The 16,421-nt window shown below is 73.0% G+C and carries 16 protein-coding genes and 1 pseudogene; 3 read left to right on the top strand and 14 right to left on the bottom strand.

What is annotated here, in order from left to right:
• Positions 1–58: 58 nt before the first annotated feature.
• The 7 genes from OG702_RS02790 to OG702_RS02760 form a co-directional block, all read right to left on the bottom strand.
• On the bottom strand, positions 59–385 hold the full coding sequence (locus tag OG702_RS02790; RefSeq protein ID WP_327287260.1) for a hypothetical protein: 327 nt from the start codon (positions 383–385) through the stop codon (positions 59–61).
• A gap of 126 nt (positions 386–511) precedes the next feature.
• Entirely contained in the window at positions 512–2,716 is a 2,205-nt protein-coding gene (locus tag OG702_RS02785) for an MMPL family transporter (RefSeq protein ID WP_327287259.1), read from the bottom strand.
• Positions 2,717–2,765: 49 nt separating this feature from the next.
• Positions 2,766–3,209, bottom strand: a complete 444-nt coding sequence (locus tag OG702_RS02780) for an SRPBCC family protein (protein ID WP_327287258.1) — start codon at positions 3,207–3,209, stop codon at positions 2,766–2,768.
• A gap of 110 nt (positions 3,210–3,319) precedes the next feature.
• Positions 3,320–4,597: a PP2C family protein-serine/threonine phosphatase gene (locus OG702_RS02775; protein WP_327287257.1), complete on the bottom strand. Its 1,278-nt coding sequence runs from the start codon at positions 4,595–4,597 to the stop codon at positions 3,320–3,322.
• A gap of 239 nt (positions 4,598–4,836) precedes the next feature.
• Positions 4,837–5,004 (bottom strand): hypothetical protein, encoded by a 168-nt coding sequence (locus OG702_RS02770; RefSeq protein ID WP_327287256.1) that lies wholly within the window; start codon positions 5,002–5,004, stop codon positions 4,837–4,839.
• A gap of 103 nt (positions 5,005–5,107) precedes the next feature.
• Positions 5,108–6,142 (bottom strand): YihY/virulence factor BrkB family protein, encoded by a 1,035-nt coding sequence (locus tag OG702_RS02765; protein ID WP_327287255.1) that lies wholly within the window; start codon positions 6,140–6,142, stop codon positions 5,108–5,110.
• A gap of 71 nt (positions 6,143–6,213) precedes the next feature.
• Positions 6,214–6,471 (bottom strand): DUF6343 family protein, encoded by a 258-nt coding sequence (locus OG702_RS02760; RefSeq protein ID WP_327287254.1) that lies wholly within the window; start codon positions 6,469–6,471, stop codon positions 6,214–6,216.
• Between the two features lie 223 nt (positions 6,472–6,694).
• Here OG702_RS02760 and OG702_RS02755 point away from each other — a divergent pair, with 223 nt between their 5' ends.
• Positions 6,695–6,937: a DUF6479 family protein gene (locus OG702_RS02755; protein ID WP_327287253.1), complete on the top strand. Its 243-nt coding sequence runs from the start codon at positions 6,695–6,697 to the stop codon at positions 6,935–6,937.
• A 115-nt stretch (positions 6,938–7,052) separates the two neighbouring features.
• Positions 7,053–7,619, top strand: a complete 567-nt coding sequence (locus tag OG702_RS02750) for a DJ-1/PfpI/YhbO family deglycase/protease (RefSeq protein WP_327287252.1) — start codon at positions 7,053–7,055, stop codon at positions 7,617–7,619.
• 70 nt (positions 7,620–7,689) lie between these two features.
• On the opposite strand, the gene OG702_RS02745 is transcribed toward OG702_RS02750, so the two are convergent.
• The 4 genes from OG702_RS02745 to OG702_RS02730 form a co-directional block, all read right to left on the bottom strand.
• Complete coding sequence (locus tag OG702_RS02745) at positions 7,690–8,706, bottom strand: DUF4331 family protein (protein ID WP_327287251.1); 1,017 nt, start codon at positions 8,704–8,706, stop codon at positions 7,690–7,692.
• A gap of 243 nt (positions 8,707–8,949) precedes the next feature.
• Entirely contained in the window at positions 8,950–9,699 is a 750-nt protein-coding gene (locus OG702_RS02740) for a D-Ala-D-Ala carboxypeptidase family metallohydrolase (protein WP_327287250.1), read from the bottom strand.
• A gap of 66 nt (positions 9,700–9,765) precedes the next feature.
• Positions 9,766–11,145: an MFS transporter gene (locus OG702_RS02735; RefSeq protein ID WP_327287249.1), complete on the bottom strand. Its 1,380-nt coding sequence runs from the start codon at positions 11,143–11,145 to the stop codon at positions 9,766–9,768.
• Positions 11,142–12,266, bottom strand: coding sequence for a MerR family transcriptional regulator (locus OG702_RS02730; RefSeq protein ID WP_327287248.1), 1,125 nt, complete (start codon positions 12,264–12,266; stop codon positions 11,142–11,144). Before OG702_RS02730 ends, OG702_RS02735 begins: the two co-directional genes overlap by 4 nt.
• A 269-nt stretch (positions 12,267–12,535) precedes the next feature.
• On the opposite strand from OG702_RS02730, the pseudogene OG702_RS02725 reads away from it, so the two are divergent.
• Positions 12,536–13,684: pseudogene (locus tag OG702_RS02725) on the top strand (Rieske 2Fe-2S domain-containing protein); the annotation flags it as partial.
• Here the strand turns inward: OG702_RS02725 and OG702_RS02720 are convergent.
• The 3 genes from OG702_RS02720 to OG702_RS02710 form a co-directional block, all read right to left on the bottom strand.
• Complete coding sequence (locus OG702_RS02720) at positions 13,576–14,967, bottom strand: MFS transporter (protein WP_327287247.1); 1,392 nt, start codon at positions 14,965–14,967, stop codon at positions 13,576–13,578. The pseudogene OG702_RS02725 and the gene OG702_RS02720 overlap by 109 nt on opposite strands.
• Entirely contained in the window at positions 14,964–15,575 is a 612-nt protein-coding gene (locus OG702_RS02715; RefSeq protein WP_327287246.1) for an ArsR/SmtB family transcription factor, read from the bottom strand. The genes OG702_RS02720 and OG702_RS02715 overlap by 4 nt, the downstream gene beginning before the upstream one ends.
• A gap of 75 nt (positions 15,576–15,650) precedes the next feature.
• Entirely contained in the window at positions 15,651–16,268 is a 618-nt protein-coding gene (locus OG702_RS02710; RefSeq protein WP_327287245.1) for a TOPRIM nucleotidyl transferase/hydrolase domain-containing protein, read from the bottom strand.
• Positions 16,269–16,421: the final 153 nt, after the last annotated feature.

The raw sequence follows: 16,421 nt of genomic DNA, 5'->3' as shown, positions 1-16,421 counted from the left end.
GCGGGGACTCGTAGTCGTAGCCGCCGTAGAAGCCCCGGCTGCCGGTCTGGCCGGGGACCTAGGAGGCGTACGACTCCAGGACGGCGCCCGGCGCGTCCATCGGGGAGCTCGCCTCCCAGCAGTCCGGTACGTACTGCGGGTCGCCGTCCGGCGCGCCGAGCGCGGTGGCCGCGGTGTAGTCCTCGGCGCCGGGGTTCCCGATCAGGTTGGTGTCCAGGGCCGGGCTCACCACGTCCGCCGCGGGGCATTCGGCGGCGTACCGCTGGCCGGTGCTGGCCGCCGCGGCGCTGCCGCCCCCGGTCTCGGCCCCCACCAGGCCGGCCACCGTGGCGGCCGCGGCGATCGCCGCCACGGCCGCCCAGCGGGCCTTCTTGTGAAGTTTCATGATCCTCATTGATGTACAGGGCAACGGATGCCATGAGGACCGCTACTGTCCGGCTGTCGACCGTCATGTGAACACTCGTCACATGGCCTGGCGCGGCCCGGGCGTTCGGTACGAATGCGGGGCGTATCAGCGGGCGGCGCCGCCGGCCCGGTGGAGTCTGCCGCTGGCCAGGTCGCGTTCGAGGCGCTGGCCCTCGATGTCCGGGTCGGGGATGTGCCGGTCGAACCACTGCGGGTGGTACCAGAGTCTGGCGCGGACGATCGCCATGACGGCCGGCACCAGGGTGAGGCGGACGACGAAGGCGTCAAGGAAGACGCCCGCCGCGAAGCTGAACCCGATCGCCTTGATGGTCGGGTCGTCGGTGAACATGAAGGCCACGAAGATGAAGAACATGATCAGTGCCGCGGCGGTGACCACCCGGGCCGACACCCCGGTGCCGCGCTCGACGGCACGCCGGGCGTCGCCGTTCTTGGTGTAGTCCTCCTTGACCCGGGAGACGACGAAGACCTCGTAGTCGCTGGACAGTCCGAAGATGATCGCCAGCATGATGATCGGCAGGAAGCTGATCGTCTCGGACGGGGTGATCCCGAAGACGTGGCGGCCCCAGCCCCACTGGAAGACCGCCACCTGCGCGCCGAGGGCCGCGGCCATCGACAGCAGGAAGCCCAGGATCGACTTGATCGGCACCAGGATGGTCCGGAAGGCGAAGGTCAGCAGGACGAAGGCGAGGCCGACCACCACGACGAGGAAGACCGGCAGCGCGCCGGAGAGCTTGGAGGAGACGTCGATGTTGGACGCGGTGGTGCCGCCGACCAGGATCGACGTGCCGGTGCCGTCCTCGATCGACGCCCGGTCGTGGCGCAGCCGGTGCACGAGCGAGGCGGTGGAGGGGTCGTTCGGCGCGGACCGTGGGATCAGCCGGATCAGCGACGTGGCGTTCTGCGCGGTCACCGGCGTCACCTGCTGGACGTCGGGCTCCTTCTTCAGCGCCGCCGCGACGCGCAGGGTGTCCGAGGGCTGCCTGACGTCCTGGACGACGATCAGCAGCGCACCGTTGAAGCCGGCGCCGAAGCCCTCGGTCGTCAGGTCGTACGCCTTGCGCTGGGTGTTGCTCGTCGGCTTCGAGGCGCCGCTGGGCAGGCCGAGCCTGATGCTGAGGGCCGGGATCGCCAGCACGCAGAGCAGCGCCACCCCGCCGACGAGCACGAGGATCCGGTGCCGCACGACGAAGCGGGCCCAGCGGGCGCCGGCCGGGCTGCCCGGATCGGCGGCGGACCTGCGGGCGACCCGCTCGACGTGCGAGCCGAGCAGCGGTACGCGGGTGAAGGTGGCCACCTTCATCCCGGCGAAGCCGAGCACCGCGGGCAGGAACGTCAGGGCGATGAGCAGCGCGACGGTGACCGAGGCCGCGGCGGCCAGGCCCATCACCGTCAGGAACGGGATGCCCACCACGGTCAGCCCGATCAGGGCGATGATGACCGTGAGCGCGGCGAAGACCACGGAGCTGCCCGCCGTGCCCATGGCCAGCGGCACCGACTCCTCCGGCGTCATGCCGTTGAGCAGGTTGGTGCGGTGGCGGTAGAGGATGAAGACGCCGTAGTCGATACCGCAGGACAGGCCGAGCATCAGGGCGACCGTGGTCGACGCGGAGGCGATCGTCACCACGGACGCGACGGCCGTGACGCCCATCAGCGTGGTGATCACGCCGATGATCGCGCCCAGGATGGGCATGCCGGCCGCCGCGAAGGCACCGAAGGTGATCATCAGGATGATGAACGCGACGATCAGCCCGGCCAGTTCGGGCAGCTCGGAGACCTCCAGCCGCCAGCCGGGAAAGACGCTGCCGTTGTACTCCACCTCGACGCCGGCGGCCTGCACCGGTTTCATGGCGTCCTTGACCTTGTCGAGATTCGCGTCCTTGACGTCGGCCGGCTGCGCCGTCCACTGCACCTGCCCGAGGGCGACCTGCCCGCTCTGCGAGACCAGACCGCTGCGGTACGGATCCACCACGGTGGAGACCTGCGGCACCGATCGCAGCCTGCTCAGGCCCTGGTCGATCACCGCCTTGAGCGGCGGGTCGGTGACTTTCGCGCTGCCGTGGGTGGCGAAGACGATCGTGCTCTGACCGCCGCCGAAGGCCGGCAGCTCGGCCTTGAGGACGTTGGAGGCGTTCTGCGACTCGGTGCCGGGGATGGTGAAGTTGTCGTTCGTCTTGCCCCCGCTGGCCTGGGCGATGGCGATCGCGGCCACGGCAGCTGCGAGCCATAGCGACAGGACCAGCCTCCGCCTCCGGAAGGCGAACTGGGCAAGTCGGTAGAGATAGCTCGACATGGGACATTTTTATACCGGGCCAGCGGCGGGCGGCCGCCCGCCGCCCCGGTCAGTGCCAGTCGCTGATCTTGACGTCCCGCGGGTCGGGGGCGCCTTCGCCGGTTTCCAGCAGCTGCTTGAGGCTCAGCAGGAAGGCCGCCCACTTGGTGCTGCAGTGATTCATGAACTCGACCGGCTCGCGCCAGCCTTCGTGCGTGAACAGCACGATCGTGTAGTCGCCGTCCTGCCTGAGGTCCCACTGCACGTGGGTGCCGATCCACTCCTGCGGACCCGCCACGACCTCCCAGCGGACCTGCCGTCCCGGGTCGAGGTCGACGACCTTCATGTCGAAGCCGCCGGGCCGGAAGCGGAGTTCGATCACGCCGCCCGGCTCGGTCGAGCCGGCCGTCTTCTCCGTCCACCAGCCGGCCAGGCCGTCCAGGGTGGTGAGCGCGTCGTAGACCTGCTCGGGTGAGACGTTCTCGACGCCGATGCGGTGCAGGATGTCTGCCATGGTCGGGATCCCTTCTGCAACATTTGGTTGCATGTCGGCCTAGCCCGATCAGGTTCTAAGTGCAACCTTTGAGTTGCGTCACCCTCCGTACCGGGCCGTCGCCGACCGGATCAGGGGATCCGCAGGGCCAGCAGGGCGATGTCGTCGTCGGCGTCGGCGCCCATGCTCCGCATCAGGTGGCCGACGACGTCCTCGGCCCGCGCCCCGGCCAGCGAGACCATGTCGCGCCGCAGCCGCGTCATGCCGCGGTCCAGGTGCTCGCCACGGCGTTCGACCAGCCCGTCGGTGTACAGCAGCAGCGTGGAGCCCGCGGGCAGCGGCGTCTCTGCGTCGCCGCGCGGGATCTCCTCGCCCACCCCCAGCAGCAGGCCGCCGGCCTCGTCCAGATAGCGGCTGTCGCCGTCGGCGGTCACCAGCAGCGGCGGCAGGTGGCCCGCCCGGGACCACTCCAGCGTCCACGGACCGTCCCCCTCGCCCTTGAGCAGGGCGTAGATGCAGGTCGCCGTGGCCGCCGGGTGGAGGGTGAAGTTGGCGCGGTCGAGCCGGGAGAGGATCTTGCCCGGCGGTTCCTGCCGGTCGCAGGCGATACCTCGGAGCATGTTCCGCAGCTGGCTCATCGTGACCGTGGCCTGCAGGTCGTGCCCCGAGACGTCGCCGATGATCAGCGCGATGTCGCCCTTCGGCAGGACGAACGAGTCGTACCAGTCACCGCCCACCTGGGCGGTGATCTGCGAGGGCTGGTAGCCCGAGGCGATCCCCACCGGCCCGAGGTCGGGCAGCACCGGCAGCAGCGAGCGCTGGAGGTGCTCGGCGATGCGCTGCGTCTGCCAGTGCAGCCGGGAGCTCTCCAGACCCAGGCCCAGGCGGTGGGCCAGGTCCTCCACGAGGGGCAGCTGGCCGGAGCTGAAGGCCGCGCGAGCGGCGCCGCGCCCGAGGGTCAGTGCCCCGAGCACCTCGCCGCCGGCCCGCAGTGGTGCCACCAGCAGCGAGTCGGTGTCGAACCGGGAGTACGGCGCCAGGTCGCCCGCGGCGGGGGAGGGGAGCTCGGCCCGCGCCACCAGCAGCGGGCCCTCGCCTCGCAGGGCCTGCGGCAGCGGACCCGTGCCCGAGGGGGGCACGGTCGGCAGCGCGCCGGCCTGGTCCTGGCCCGTGACGCGGTGCACCACGGAGACCTCACGGACGCCCCCGTCCTCCTCCACGGTGTGGATGGCGCACCAGTCCGCGAGCTGCGGCACCAGGGTGCGGCTGACCCTCCGCATTCCGGTGTCCGCGTCCAGGGTGCTGGCCAGCGCCGAGGTGGCCGCCGACAGCAGCGCCAGGCGGTCGAGCGCGTCTTGGAGGGCGCGCTGCGTGTCGCCGTCCGTGGGCTGTGGCCTGTCAGTTGCCATACCGTGCCTCCTGGCGCCCCGCGGCTCATCCGGCGGGGCCCTGCCGGGCCGGTCGGGGACGCTCTGCCGCGGGTCGCCGTCGCCGCTCGGGCGGTCGACAGCGGGCGGTCGGAGGCGGTCGGCGATCCCGACGCGCCTCCCCATCAATGGCTAACCGCCGCATGGCGAGGCAAACATGTATCCGCCGTTTCGGGATGATTTCTGCCCCGTGGGCAGGGTGCCGTACTCCGCGGGAGCGGTCAGGTGGCGTCGCCGTCGCGGCGCGGGCGCCGGGGCGCGGGTCCCGGGTCGGAAGCCGACCGGGGCGTACCGTCACGGTCGGGCCGCTCGGGCGTGGTGCCGGCGACCGGCAGGTCGGGCACCTCCACCACGGGCGGGAGGTCGGGGGTCATGGGTGTGTCGGACATGTCGCTTTTCCTACGAACACTCATGTCCTTACGCCTGCCCGTTCAGCCCGGTTCAATCAGTTCCGGGCCGGCTTTCGGGCACTTTCGGACAGCGGCGGGCGTGTCACTCCATCTGCCGTCGGTCCTCCTCGCTCCAGGCCCGGGTGTCGCGCGGCTGGACGTACGGCTCCTTGCCTCGCGGGTAGCCGCCGGCGACCGCCCGCTCGCGGGCCAGCTCCGCGTCGAACTCCAGCCCGAGGGTGATGGCCAGATTGGTGATCCACAGCCACACCAGGAAGACCGCCGCGCCGGCGAGCGTCCCGTACGTCTTGTTGTAGGACGCGAAATTCGCCACGTAGACGGCGAAGCCGGCCGACGCGGCCATCCAGATCACCAGGGCCAGCACGCTCCCCGGGGTGATCCAGCGGAAACCGCGCCCCTTGGCGTTGGGCGCCGCCCAGTACAGCAGGGCGATCATCAGCGTGGCGAGCACCACCAGCGCCGGCCACTTGGCGATCGACCAGACGGTCAGCGCGGTGTCCCCGAGCCCCACCCAGCCGCCGACCCGGCGGGCGAGACCGCCGGTGAAGACCGCGATGACGGTGCTCGCGATGGCCAGCACCAGCAGCAGCACGGTCACGCCGAGCCGGACCGGCAGCACCTTCCAGATCGGGCGCCCCTCGGGCATGTCGTAGACGACGTTGGCGGTACGGATGAAGGCCGCGACGTAGCTCGACGCCGACCAGAGCGCGACCAGCACGCCGACCACCGCGAGCAGCGAGCCGAGACCTGACCTGCCCTGGAGCTGGCGCACCGCCTGGATGAGGGTGTCCCGGGTCGGGCCCGGGGCGAGTTCCTGCAGGTCGACGATCGCCTTGTCGATGACCGACTGTCCGGCGAGGCCCAGCACCGAGACCATCACCAGCAGCGCGGGGAAGACGGACAGCACGCTGTAGTACGTGAGCGCGGCGGCCCGGTCGCTGAGCTCGTCGAGCTGGAACTCCCGGAACGTGCCGCGCACCGCCCGGAACCACGAGCGCGCCGGAAGCCTGGTCGGGCCTGCGGGCTGCTGCTCCACCACCCGTGCGCCGGGGCCGGGCTCCTCGTCGTCACGGGACCGCCGGCGGGCGCGGGTGTTCTCGGGATCGTGGGGTGCCATGGCATGCGGCTAACCGCGTACCGCCGGTCCATGCACCCGCCACCCCCGCCGCCTGCGGCAAGCGCCGCGGGTCACTTCCTGCGGTGCAGCAGGACGGCCGCGTCGGCGGCCGCGACGAGGAAGAGGAACGCGCACACCCCGGACAGCACGGCCAGTGCCGTCCTGCCGGGCGAGTCCCCCGGCCCGGATTCCGCCGCCCACCAGGCCAGCAGGCCGGTGCCCGCGAGGAAGAGCGGCGCGAAGAACAGCGAGAGCGTCAGCCGCAGGCCGAGCGCCGAGCGGGCACGGACCGGCTCGGTTCCTGAGCGGCGCCCACCAGGTGTGGTCACGGGGTACCTCCTCCGCTCCGGCGCCGGGACTCGTGCGGCGCCACGACCTTCGGCTTACCGCCAGGAAGGGCCGCAAAACGCCCGTATCACTGTTTTCCTCGTCTTCCGGTGGGCCGGTTGATCCCGTTAGGCACGAAATGCGGTGGGTAGGGGTGTGGACAGGTGGACAAGCGGGCTTGATGACCGCGGGTCGCCGCGCAGCTCCGTACCGAGGAGGCGTCTGATGCACGCAGCAGCTCGGCAGGCCGTCGATCTGGCGTCCTCGGCCGGCGAGGCCTGGGCCGTGATCTTCGGGCTCATCGTGCTCGCCGTGATCATCACCGCATTCTGGTGGGGCGGCAGGCTGGCCCGCCGCCGGCGGATGCCGCCGCGGTCGCCGCAGCGGCGGGCCGACTCGTGGCACCGGCCCGACAGGAGCGAGACCCGTCATTCGGCTCGCGCCGCCCGCCGCCGGTCGCAGCGCTGACCGGGCCACTCCCGCCGATCCGGCCGCGGTGCCGGGCGCTGACGCGCATGAGCGCCGGGAATCCGGAAAGAGGAGGGGCGGCAGTCGAGACGAAGTCGAGAGGAAGGGGACGACCATGGCGAAGGACGACCTGCGAGGTCGCCGGGTCCTGGCGGTGGTGACCAACTACGGGGTGGAACAGGACGAACTCGTCGTCCCCGTCGACCATCTCCGGGACAACGGCGCGGACGTCGACGTGGCGGCCGCCTCGGCCGACCCCGTCCAGACACTGGTCGGTGACAAGGACCCAGGCAAGAAGGTGCGGCCCACCCTGACGCTCGACGAGGTGGACCTGTCCCAGTACGACCTGCTGCTCGTGCCCGGCGGCACGCTGAACGCCGACACGCTGCGCCAGAACGCCACCGCGGTCGGCGCCGTCCAGGCCTTCGCGTCGTCGGAGCGGCCGGTGGCGGCGATCTGCCACGGCCCGTGGCTGCTGGTCGACGCGGACATCCTGCGCGGCAAGACGCTGACCTCCTACCCGTCCCTCAGGACCGACATCCGCAACGCGGGCGGCACCTGGGTGGACCGGCCGGTGGTCAGCGACAACGCGAACGGCTGGCGGCTGGTCACCTCGCGGACGCCGGACGACCTGGACGACTTCCTGCGCGAGGTCGAGGCGGCCCTCGTCACCTCGCCCTGACCGCGCGCCGCCAGGGCCGTCCCCGGAGTCGCGGCCATGGGCCCGGCCGGCGCGCCGCGCCGGCCGGGCCCTAGTTGGCCGCCGGGTGCGGATGTCCGAGGTAGGGGAACTCGGTCAGGACGTCCGAGTGCGGTGACAGGCCGGTGGGCGGGATGTCGCCCTTCGAGAGGAACGCGAGCCGGTGGTCGATGACGTCGTCGGTGAAGACGCGGCCGTTGGGATACCGGGCCGGCTTCGCGGGGTCGTAGGTCAGCATGTCCGGCAGCAGGCCGTCCGCGTCGATCGCCGCGATGGCCTCCTCCCGGCTGTAACCGCCGGTGTGGCCCATGATGTGGACGAACTGATCGGTCCACCGCGCGCGGTCGTTCACCGGCTCGCTCGCGTTGTACTCCTCCTTCGTCTCGTCGGTGTTGAAGAAGCTGCACACCGACGGGTGTCCGGCGCGGTCGACATGGACGAGCCGGCCGTCCTTGCGCACGCTGCACCGGCCCCACACGCGGATCGTGGGGTTGGCGCCGAGCTCGCTCGTCGGCAGTTCGAGCACCGTGGACATCACGTTGGCGCCGACGTTGGAGTCCACGCCGGTCCAGGGCGCCTTGCCGCCCATGTGCGGTGCGGTGAAGTTCCTCCCGCCGCTGGTGTCGAAGAGCTTGCTGACGCCGTCGAAGTCGAAGAAGAAGGCGTCACTGCGCGCGCCGGCGAAGAAGGTGTGGGAACCGGCGGTGACCCGGCCCGGCTCGGCGCCGAACGACACCTCGGCGTCGGTGACGACCTGCTCCCCGACGGCCTCGGCCGAACCGGCCGCCTCGTCGCCCCTGGCGACGAAGACGTTGAACGTCTGCCGGCCGTCCTGGGGCGGCGAGAAGACGTAGCTGATCGCGATGTCGGTGAGACCGTCGTCGTCGTTGTCGATGTTCAGCCGGTAGACGGCGTCGGGGTGCAGGGCGTCGGCGTTCGGGTTCGCATTGAGGATGAGCACCGTGCGCGACGGGTCGGCGGGGGCCTGGAAGGCGTAGAGGTCGCAGAGGTCGAGCCTCTGGTCCCCCATCGGTGCGCCCAGGTTGAGCCCGGTGAAGTGGTTCGACATCCTGCGTGTCCTTTCGCTGGCGGGGAGGGGGACCGTCCGCTCGCGGCCAGGGGATGGCGCCGGGGAGCGCGGGTGGCCCCGCCTGCGCCGCGAGGGTGCCGTCCCGCCGGACACTGAATCACAAATGCCAACAAACCGGCCGGAGGCGCGGCTTGGGGGGCACCGGGTCGGCCGGGCGAGCCGCCGGGGCGGCACCGCGGAGGGGCGGTCCGGCCGGACCGCCCCTCCACCACGGCCCCGCCGTCAGACGGTGCCGTCCTCCCACCACCAGGCGCGGCCCAGGTCCGCCCTGCTGTCGACGTGCTGGTGGTCCTCTGCGTAGGTCTCCAGGCCGGAGAAGCCGCAGGTCTCCGCCTTCTGGTAGACGGTCCTGTTGGCCACGCCGGGGACGTCGAGGTCGGCGGCGGTGCCGTACAGGTGCATGCTGTCGCTCGCGCCGCCCACGTCGGCGTTGTGCGCGATGCTGCGGAAGCCGGAGTTGACGGTGATGGGGACGTTGCCCAGCTTCTTGCGGAGTGCTTCGAGCTTGTACATCGCGCGCCGGGCGTTCTCCTTGGCGGCGGCCGCGCTGACCTTGCCGCCGGCGAACGTGCCGCTCACCCGGTCGGTGAACTCACTGAAGTCGAAGTGCACGGTCGAGCCGTCCGACTGCTGCAGGGCGTTGAGCTGGCTCTGCGTGGCGGGACCGGCGACGGCGTCGGACGACAGGCCGTAGGCGGACTGGAACAGCCGGACCGCGGTGGCGGTGCCGGGACCGAAGTCCCCGTCGACGGCCACCCGGGTGTGCCCGGCGCTGCCCGTCGCCCAGCCGCCGACCCTGATCTGCAGCTCGGTGACGTCGGCGCCGGTCATCCCCTGGGTGAGGGTCCGCGACCACGAGTACGCGTACGCAGACCCGGACAGCAGGAGCGGCCCGAGCGCGGCGCCGGTACCTGCGGCCAGCGTGCCGCGCAGCACGGTGCGGCGGTTGAAGGGGGACGAGGACGAAGTCATCGTTGTCCTTTCGGTTGCCGGCCGGGTCGGTGTCGGCCGCCGGTGCGGGGTCCCAGCATGCCGCCGTTACGGAAGGTGCTCAAGAGGCGGGGGAGTACCGACTCCACTCCCAAGTCCCGCCGTTTCCGGCCGTGTTGGGACGCTCGCCGGGCTCCTGTCCTGCGTACGCGGAGGTCCTGCCGGTGCGGTGTACTGCCACAACTCGGGGACGGCCCGGGCGATCACGGCCACCGTCACCGCGGTGAGCAGGCCGCCCGCGGCGATCACCGCACGCGGGCCGAAGGCCGACCCGGCCGACCCGTGCAGCAGATTCCCCACCTGCGGGCCGCCGATGGTCACTACGGTGAGGGAGCCCTGGATCCGGCCGCGCAGGGCGTCGTCGGTGAGCGCCTGGGTGATGACGTTGCGGAAGGTGCTCAGCACGAAGTTGACCGCTCCGCCGAGGGCGAGCGCCGTCAGCGCGAGCCACAGCCGGGAGGCCAGACCGAAGACCACGACGGTCGCGCCCCACGCCCCGGCGGCGGCCGCCAGCAGGGCGCCGTGCCGCCGGACGCGGGTGAAGGTGCCGGAGACCAGGCCGACCGCGAACACGCCGGCCGGGTAGGCGGCGTAGAGCAGCCCGAGCACCGGCCCGCCGCCCGCCGTACCGCCGTAGGTGCGCGCCGCCAACTCCGGGAGGAGGGCGGCCGGCATGCCGAACACCATCGCCGCGAGGTCCACCGCCACCACCGCCACCAGCAGCCGGCTGGCGGCCAGGTAACGGAAGCCGCCCAGCGCCCGGCGGAACGGGGACCCGCCGAGGGGCGACGGCGGCACCCGGGACGGGCGCGGCGGCAGCGGCGGCAGCCTGACGACCGCCCACAGCACCGCCAGTAGTGCGACGGAGTCCAGGAGGTACAGCGAGCCGAGCCCCACCACCGGGATCAGGACGCCGGCCAGCAGCGGCCCCAGGATCGACCCGGCGTACCGGACCAGCGAGCTGAGGCTGGTGGCCGCGGGAAGCAGGTCGGCGGGGACGAGCCGGGGCACCGCCGCGCCCATCGTCGTCATGACGGCGCCGAAGGACAGGCCCTGGCAGGCCACCAGCACCAGCAGGACCGGCACCGAGCGCCCGCCCAGCGCCGCCTGCGCCCACAGACCCGCGTAGGTCAGTGCGAGACCGCAGTAGCCGGCCAGCAGCACCGTCCGCCGGTCCCTGGCGTCGGCGGCCGCCCCCGTCCACAGCGCCGCGACGATCAGCGCGGCCAGCGACACCGCGGCGGACCCGCCCACGGCCGCCGACGAGCCGGTCACCGCGTACAGCTGCGCCGGGATCGCCACCACGCTGAAGGAACCGCCCACCGCGCCGACCACCGAGGCGATCCACAGCCGCCGGTACGCCGCGATGGCCAGCGGACGCCGGTCGAGGGTGTAGGCGCCCAGCGACCGCAGGCCCGGCCCGCTCACCGTCGCCCGCCGTCCTCGCGGCCGCCGGCCGGCACGGCGGGTGCTTCGAGAGCGACCACCTCGGCGACCACGCAGGCGATGTTGTCCGGTGCGCCGGCGGCGTACGCCCGGGCCAGCAGGGAGTCGAGCACCCGCTGCGGGCCGTCAGGCCTCGACAGCGCTTCGCGCAGCGCCTCGTCGGGGACGACGGTGGACAGGCCGTCGGAGCACAGCAGATAGCGGTCGCCGGCCGCCGCCGCGTGCAGCGACAGCTCCGGCCGGGCCCCGCCCGCCCCGCTCAGTGCCCGTACCAGCAGGGCGCGCTGCGGGTGCGAGGCCGCCTCCGCCACGGTCAGCCGGCCCTCGTCGACCAGCGACTGGACGTAGGTGTGGTCATGGGTGATACGGAACAGCTCACCGCCGCGCACCAGATACGCCCGGGTGTCACCGATGTGCACCAGCGCCAGCCGGGAACCCGACCACACCAGCGCGGTCAAGGTGGTCGCCGCCCCGCCCTCGGGTGTCGACGCGGCGATGTCCGCGATCGTCCGGTCCGCCGCGTCGACCGCGTCGGCGAGCACGCCTAGCAGGTCCCCGGCCGGCACGGCCAGCGTCTCCAGCGGCCTGAGCGCGGCGACGGCGGCCGCACTCGCCCGGTCACCGCCCGGGCCGCGGACCCCGTCGGCCACCGCGAGCAGCCGCGGGCCGGCGTAGGCGGTGTCCTCGTTGCTGGTGCGCACCAGCCCCGACTCGGCGCGGGCGGCGTAGCGGATCCCGAGCAGGGCCTCGGGCGCCTCCACCGAACTGCCGCTTCCCGTCAGGTAGTCGACGAGGAAGGTGGCCAGCCGCCCGCGCGCGGCGGTCTCGGCCTGCACCTGCTCCCAGTAACCGCCGATCTCCGCGGCCGCCGCGGCCGCCGGCAGGTCGCACACGCGCCGGATACGGGCCAGCGGCATGCCCAGCCGCCGCAGCCAGGCGATCAGCCGCGCCCGCTCCAGCTGCGCGGGATCGTAGTAGCGGTACCCCGACTCGCCGTCCACCACGGCCGGCTGCAACACGCCGAGCTCGTCGTAGTGGCGCAAGGCCTTCGGTGACAGCCGCGCGGCCCGCGCGAACGCCCCGATCGTCAGCAGCTGCCGCACCGGTCCTCCTCGTCCCGGCCCCCGTGGCCGGCCCGGCCCAGGCTGCCGCTTCCCCCAGGGGCAAGGTCAACCCGGGGGCCGGCCGGCGGCGCCCCCTCGCCGCGGGCGCGGGCGGCCACCCGTACGGACGCGCTGCGTGCGACGGGGTGGCGGGCCCCCGCCAAGCTGGGCGTGGCGGGCATTCCCCGGCGGACCCGGCCGCCGGCGCCCGCCCGCGCGTCCGGCTGCCGGAAGCGCCGTGCCGATGGCCAGCGATCGACGGAGGACCGATGACCGACACCCAGTCCCCTGGGGACGCCACCGGTATCGCGGCGCCGGAGGGCGTCCGCTCCCTGGACCCCCGCCCCGACGGTCCCGCCGACCTGCGCAGGGTCGGCGCGAACCCGGACTTCTGGTACCCCGTCGCGGTGGCGGCGCGCGTACGGCGCAAGAAGCCGCTGGCGGCGTCGTTCGCCGGCCGGCGCATCGCCCTCTACCGCGGCGAGAGCGGCACCGTCTACGCGCTGGAGGACCGGTGCGCGCACCGCCAGGTGCCGCTGAGCATGGGAGTGGTCGAGGGTGAGGCGTTGCGCTGCTGCTACCACGCGTGGGCCTACCGCGGCGACGGCCGCATCTCCCAGATCCCCTATCTGCCCAAGGGCGTGGGCCGGCCGCCGCGGGGCGTGCGCGCCTACCCGGTGCGCGAGGCCTACGGTCTGGTGTTCGTCTTCCCCGGCGACCCGGCGAAGGCGGAGACCACCGCGCTGCCCGGGCTTCCGGCCTTCGGCTCGCCGCGCCACCAGACGATGACCTACTCCCGCACGGTGCGCTGCCACTACTCCTTCATGCACGAGAACCTGCTCGACATGAACCACCAGTTCCTGCACCGGGGCGTCGTCGGCCGGCTGCGGCCGGAACTCCTCGGCTACGACACCGGTGCGCGGTCGGTGGAGGCCCGCTACCTGTTCACCCACGCCGGCGGCAAGAAGAACCGCGGTGCGGGGCTGCTGGCGGCCGAGGGGATCGGTGGCTCCGACAGCTCGGACGTCATGACCATCCGCACCGAATACCCGTACCAGACGCTGGAGCTGGTCCCGGAGAAGGGCGACCACCCGGTCTTCTCCCTCTGGGTCGCCTACGTGCCCGAGGACGCCGAGCAGCGGACCTGCCACGTCTTCGGCCTGCTCATGATCGAGAAGCCGCGGATCCCGGGCGCCATGCGGCTGGCGGCGCCCTTCATCCGGCGCTTCACCGAGCGGGTGTTCGCCGAGGACCGGATGGCGGTGGAGGCCGAGCAGCGGGCCTGGGACGAGCAGGGCAGGGACCTCAATCACGAGGTGTTCCCGCTGATCCTCGACGTGCGCGAGGTGCTGCGGGCCAACGGCGTCCCGCTCCCCGCGGTGCCCTCCGGCTGCGGTTCGGCGCCTGACGCGGGCTGCGCGTCCGGCTGACGGCCTCCCGGCTGAAGCGGCTCCCGGGAGGTGGGCAGGTCCCGGGCGCGCCGCACGGGGGAGAAGACCAGGATCAGCGCGGCCAGCGGGATACCCGCCGTGCTGATCGCCATCGCGGCGCGCAGGCCGAGCGCGGTGCCCAGCGCGCCGCCGAGCAGCGCTCCCAGCGGGATCGTCCCGTAGCTGAGGAAGGCGGTGCTCGCGGTGAGGCGGCCGAGCAGTTCAGCCGGGCAGTAGCGCTGCTGGAAGCTGGCCTTGATGATGTTGCCCGCCACCACCCCGGCGGAGACGCAGAAGCCACCGGCCACGAAGAGCAGCACGCCCGCACCGCTGACGGTCAGCGGGATGAGCAGCCCCGGCAGCGCGAGACCCAGTTCGAACAGCAGCGTCGCGCGGGCCGTGCCGATCCGCCCGGCCACCCGGCGTGCCGCGAGTGCCCCGGCGACGCCGCCGGCGCTGGTGGCCGCGATGAGCGAGCCGACCGCGCCGGGGGTCAGGCCCACCGTCCTGACCAGGAAGACCACCTGGATGGACTGATAGCCCATCAGGGCCAGGTTGGAGGCCGCGCCGAACAGCGTCAGCGCGCGGAACCAGGGGTCGCCGGCGATCAGCCGCAGGCCCTCGCCGACCTCGCCGGCCAGCGCCCTGGGGCGCTCCCGCGCGCCGCCGGCGGGCGGCTCGCGGTGCCGGATGCCCGCCAGGCACAGCAGGGAGACCAGGAACGTCGCCGCGTTGGCGAACATCCCGTTCACGGCCCCTGCGACCTGCACGATCAGGCCGCCGGAGCCCAGCCCGGCGATCTGCGCGGCCGACGCGCTGCCGTGCAGCTTCGCGTTGCCCTCGGGCTGGTCGTCGGGTTCCAGGATGCCGGGCAGGTAGGCGCTGTAGGCGGTCTGGAAGAAGACCGCCGCGGTGCCGGTCAGGAGCGCGACTGCCAGCAGCAGCCCCATGCTCAGCCGGCCGAGCGACGCCGCGACCGGCAGGCCGGCGAAGAGCGCGAGGGACACCCCGGCGGCGCCCAGCATGATCGGCCTGCGCGGCAGCCGGTCGACCCAGACGCCGACCGGCAGACCGATCACCAGCCACGGGGCCCAGGTGGCGGCGCTCAGCAGGCCCACCTCGAACGTACCGGCGTGCAGGGTGGAGACGGCGACCAGCGGCATCGCGACCCCGGTGACCGAGGCACCGAACTTGCCGGCCGTCTCGCCGCACCAGAGCAGGCGGAAGTCGCGGTGGCGGCGCAGCAGGCCGCCGCCCCCCTCCCGGCTCATCCGGTGACACGTTCCTTGCGGGGAAAGGACTGGAGCTGCACCACGACCGGGAGCGCGTCCGGGCCGGGCTCGGCGCCCGGGTCGGGGGTGTGGCGGGCGACGACGGCCATCAGCTCCGCGTTCAGCGCCGCCAGCTGATCCGGCGTCAACCGCAGATCGCTCCAGTCCGCGAGGGTGCCGGCGCCCCGCCACCGGTCGTCCCAGTCCTCGCCGACGTAGGTGATGACCCGGCTGAAGTAGAGCTGCACCAGCTCGTGCAGGTAGACCGACAGCGCCCCCCGGGTGTCGGGGTCGTCGCGGAAGTCGGCGGTGTTCAGCTCGTTCGTCACACCCGTCCGCCGCCACCACCGCTCGCGCTTCGTGCCCCGGCCGGTCTCCTCCTCGATGAAGCCGTGCTCGGCGAGGTGTCGCAGGTGCCAGCTGACGGTGCCGGTGCTCTCGCCGAGGCGTTCGGCGAGCCCGGTGGCGGTGGCCGGGCCGTCGAGACCGAGCAGTTCGAAGATGCTCATCCGCAGCGGATGGGCCAGCCCTCGCAGGCTGCGCGCGTCGATGCGCCGGGTGGGCCTGGCGGCCTGCGGTGCCGGTGTGCCTTCTGATGCGTCGGACATGGCGACAGCGTAGCGTGCAGAGAGTCCTCTGCAAAGGACTCTTTGCAGAGGACTCTCTGCATTACGGGGCGGCGGTCACAGGCTGCCGAGGAGGGCGTCCAGCGGGGCGGGGGCGTGCTCGCGGTCGAGGGCCTGGACGAGGACGCGGCCGTAATGGATCTTGCGACCCTTCTTCGTGCCGAGGAAGCGCCGCAGCCGCTGCTGCGCGGGGCGGTCCCGCTGCGCCGGCTGGCCGAGGAAGGTGCGCAGGGCGCGCAGGTCGCCCTCGGCCTCGATGAGTGCTTCCACCCGCGCCACGCCCAGCGCGCGGATCAGCTCGTCCTCCAGGTCCGCCGCGCAGACGAAGAACTCCCGCCGCGCAGCGCCCGCCTGCTCCCACGCGCGGGAGTAGTAGCGGCGCTCCGCCTCGTCGCACAGCCCCGTCAGGCGCAGGCCCAGGCCGGGCGACCCGAGCAGGCGGGCGAAGCGGCCGACGCTCATCGCGCCGCCCATCGGCAGCACGCAGACCCCCTCGCCCGCCAGGTCCCGGCCGCGGTCCGCGGCCAGCGCACCGACCGCGGCGGCGTCGCTCGGCCCTTCGAGCAGGACCACCGTCCTGACGGCCGACTGCACCGCCAGCTCGCGGGCCGGCTCGCCGGGGCCGCCGGCCGCCCACGCTGTGACCGCCTGCCGGAATGCCTCCATGTCAGCCATACGAGGAGTCTCCGCCCCCGCACGGCCACCGGGGTAGCGAATTCCCAAGCGGCGAGCCGCGGTGAACGCGCGGGCCGCGTGCCCCGCGCCGAACCGGCCTCAGCCGCCGAGGGAAACCGCGGCCCGGGGCGTGGCCGGGAAAAACGCTTGGAC

The sequence above is a fragment of the Streptomyces sp. NBC_01198 genome, from assembly GCF_036010485.1.
In the GTDB taxonomy this organism is placed as follows: domain Bacteria; phylum Actinomycetota; class Actinomycetes; order Streptomycetales; family Streptomycetaceae; genus Actinacidiphila.
This window is presented reverse-complemented; position numbering and strand designations above follow the sequence as displayed.

Coding starts and splice junctions, on each gene's coding strand:
- OG702_RS02790 (WP_327287260.1), bottom strand. CDS start 385: ATGAAACTTCACAAGAAGGCCCGCTGGGCGGCCGTGGCGGCGATCGCC.
- OG702_RS02785 (WP_327287259.1), bottom strand. CDS start 2,716: ATGTCGAGCTATCTCTACCGACTTGCCCAGTTCGCCTTCCGGAGGCGG.
- OG702_RS02780 (WP_327287258.1), bottom strand. CDS start 3,209: ATGGCAGACATCCTGCACCGCATCGGCGTCGAGAACGTCTCACCCGAG.
- OG702_RS02775 (WP_327287257.1), bottom strand. CDS start 4,597: ATGGCAACTGACAGGCCACAGCCCACGGACGGCGACACGCAGCGCGCC.
- OG702_RS02770 (WP_327287256.1), bottom strand. CDS start 5,004: ATGTCCGACACACCCATGACCCCCGACCTCCCGCCCGTGGTGGAGGTG.
- OG702_RS02765 (WP_327287255.1), bottom strand. CDS start 6,142: ATGGCACCCCACGATCCCGAGAACACCCGCGCCCGCCGGCGGTCCCGT.
- OG702_RS02755 (WP_327287253.1), top strand. CDS start 6,695: ATGCACGCAGCAGCTCGGCAGGCCGTCGATCTGGCGTCCTCGGCCGGC.
- OG702_RS02750 (WP_327287252.1), top strand. CDS start 7,053: ATGGCGAAGGACGACCTGCGAGGTCGCCGGGTCCTGGCGGTGGTGACC.
- OG702_RS02745 (WP_327287251.1), bottom strand. CDS start 8,706: ATGTCGAACCACTTCACCGGGCTCAACCTGGGCGCACCGATGGGGGAC.
- OG702_RS02740 (WP_327287250.1), bottom strand. CDS start 9,699: ATGACTTCGTCCTCGTCCCCCTTCAACCGCCGCACCGTGCTGCGCGGC.
- OG702_RS02720 (WP_327287247.1), bottom strand. CDS start 14,967: ATGAGCCGGGAGGGGGGCGGCGGCCTGCTGCGCCGCCACCGCGACTTC.
- OG702_RS02715 (WP_327287246.1), bottom strand. CDS start 15,575: ATGTCCGACGCATCAGAAGGCACACCGGCACCGCAGGCCGCCAGGCCC.
- OG702_RS02710 (WP_327287245.1), bottom strand. CDS start 16,268: ATGGCTGACATGGAGGCATTCCGGCAGGCGGTCACAGCGTGGGCGGCC.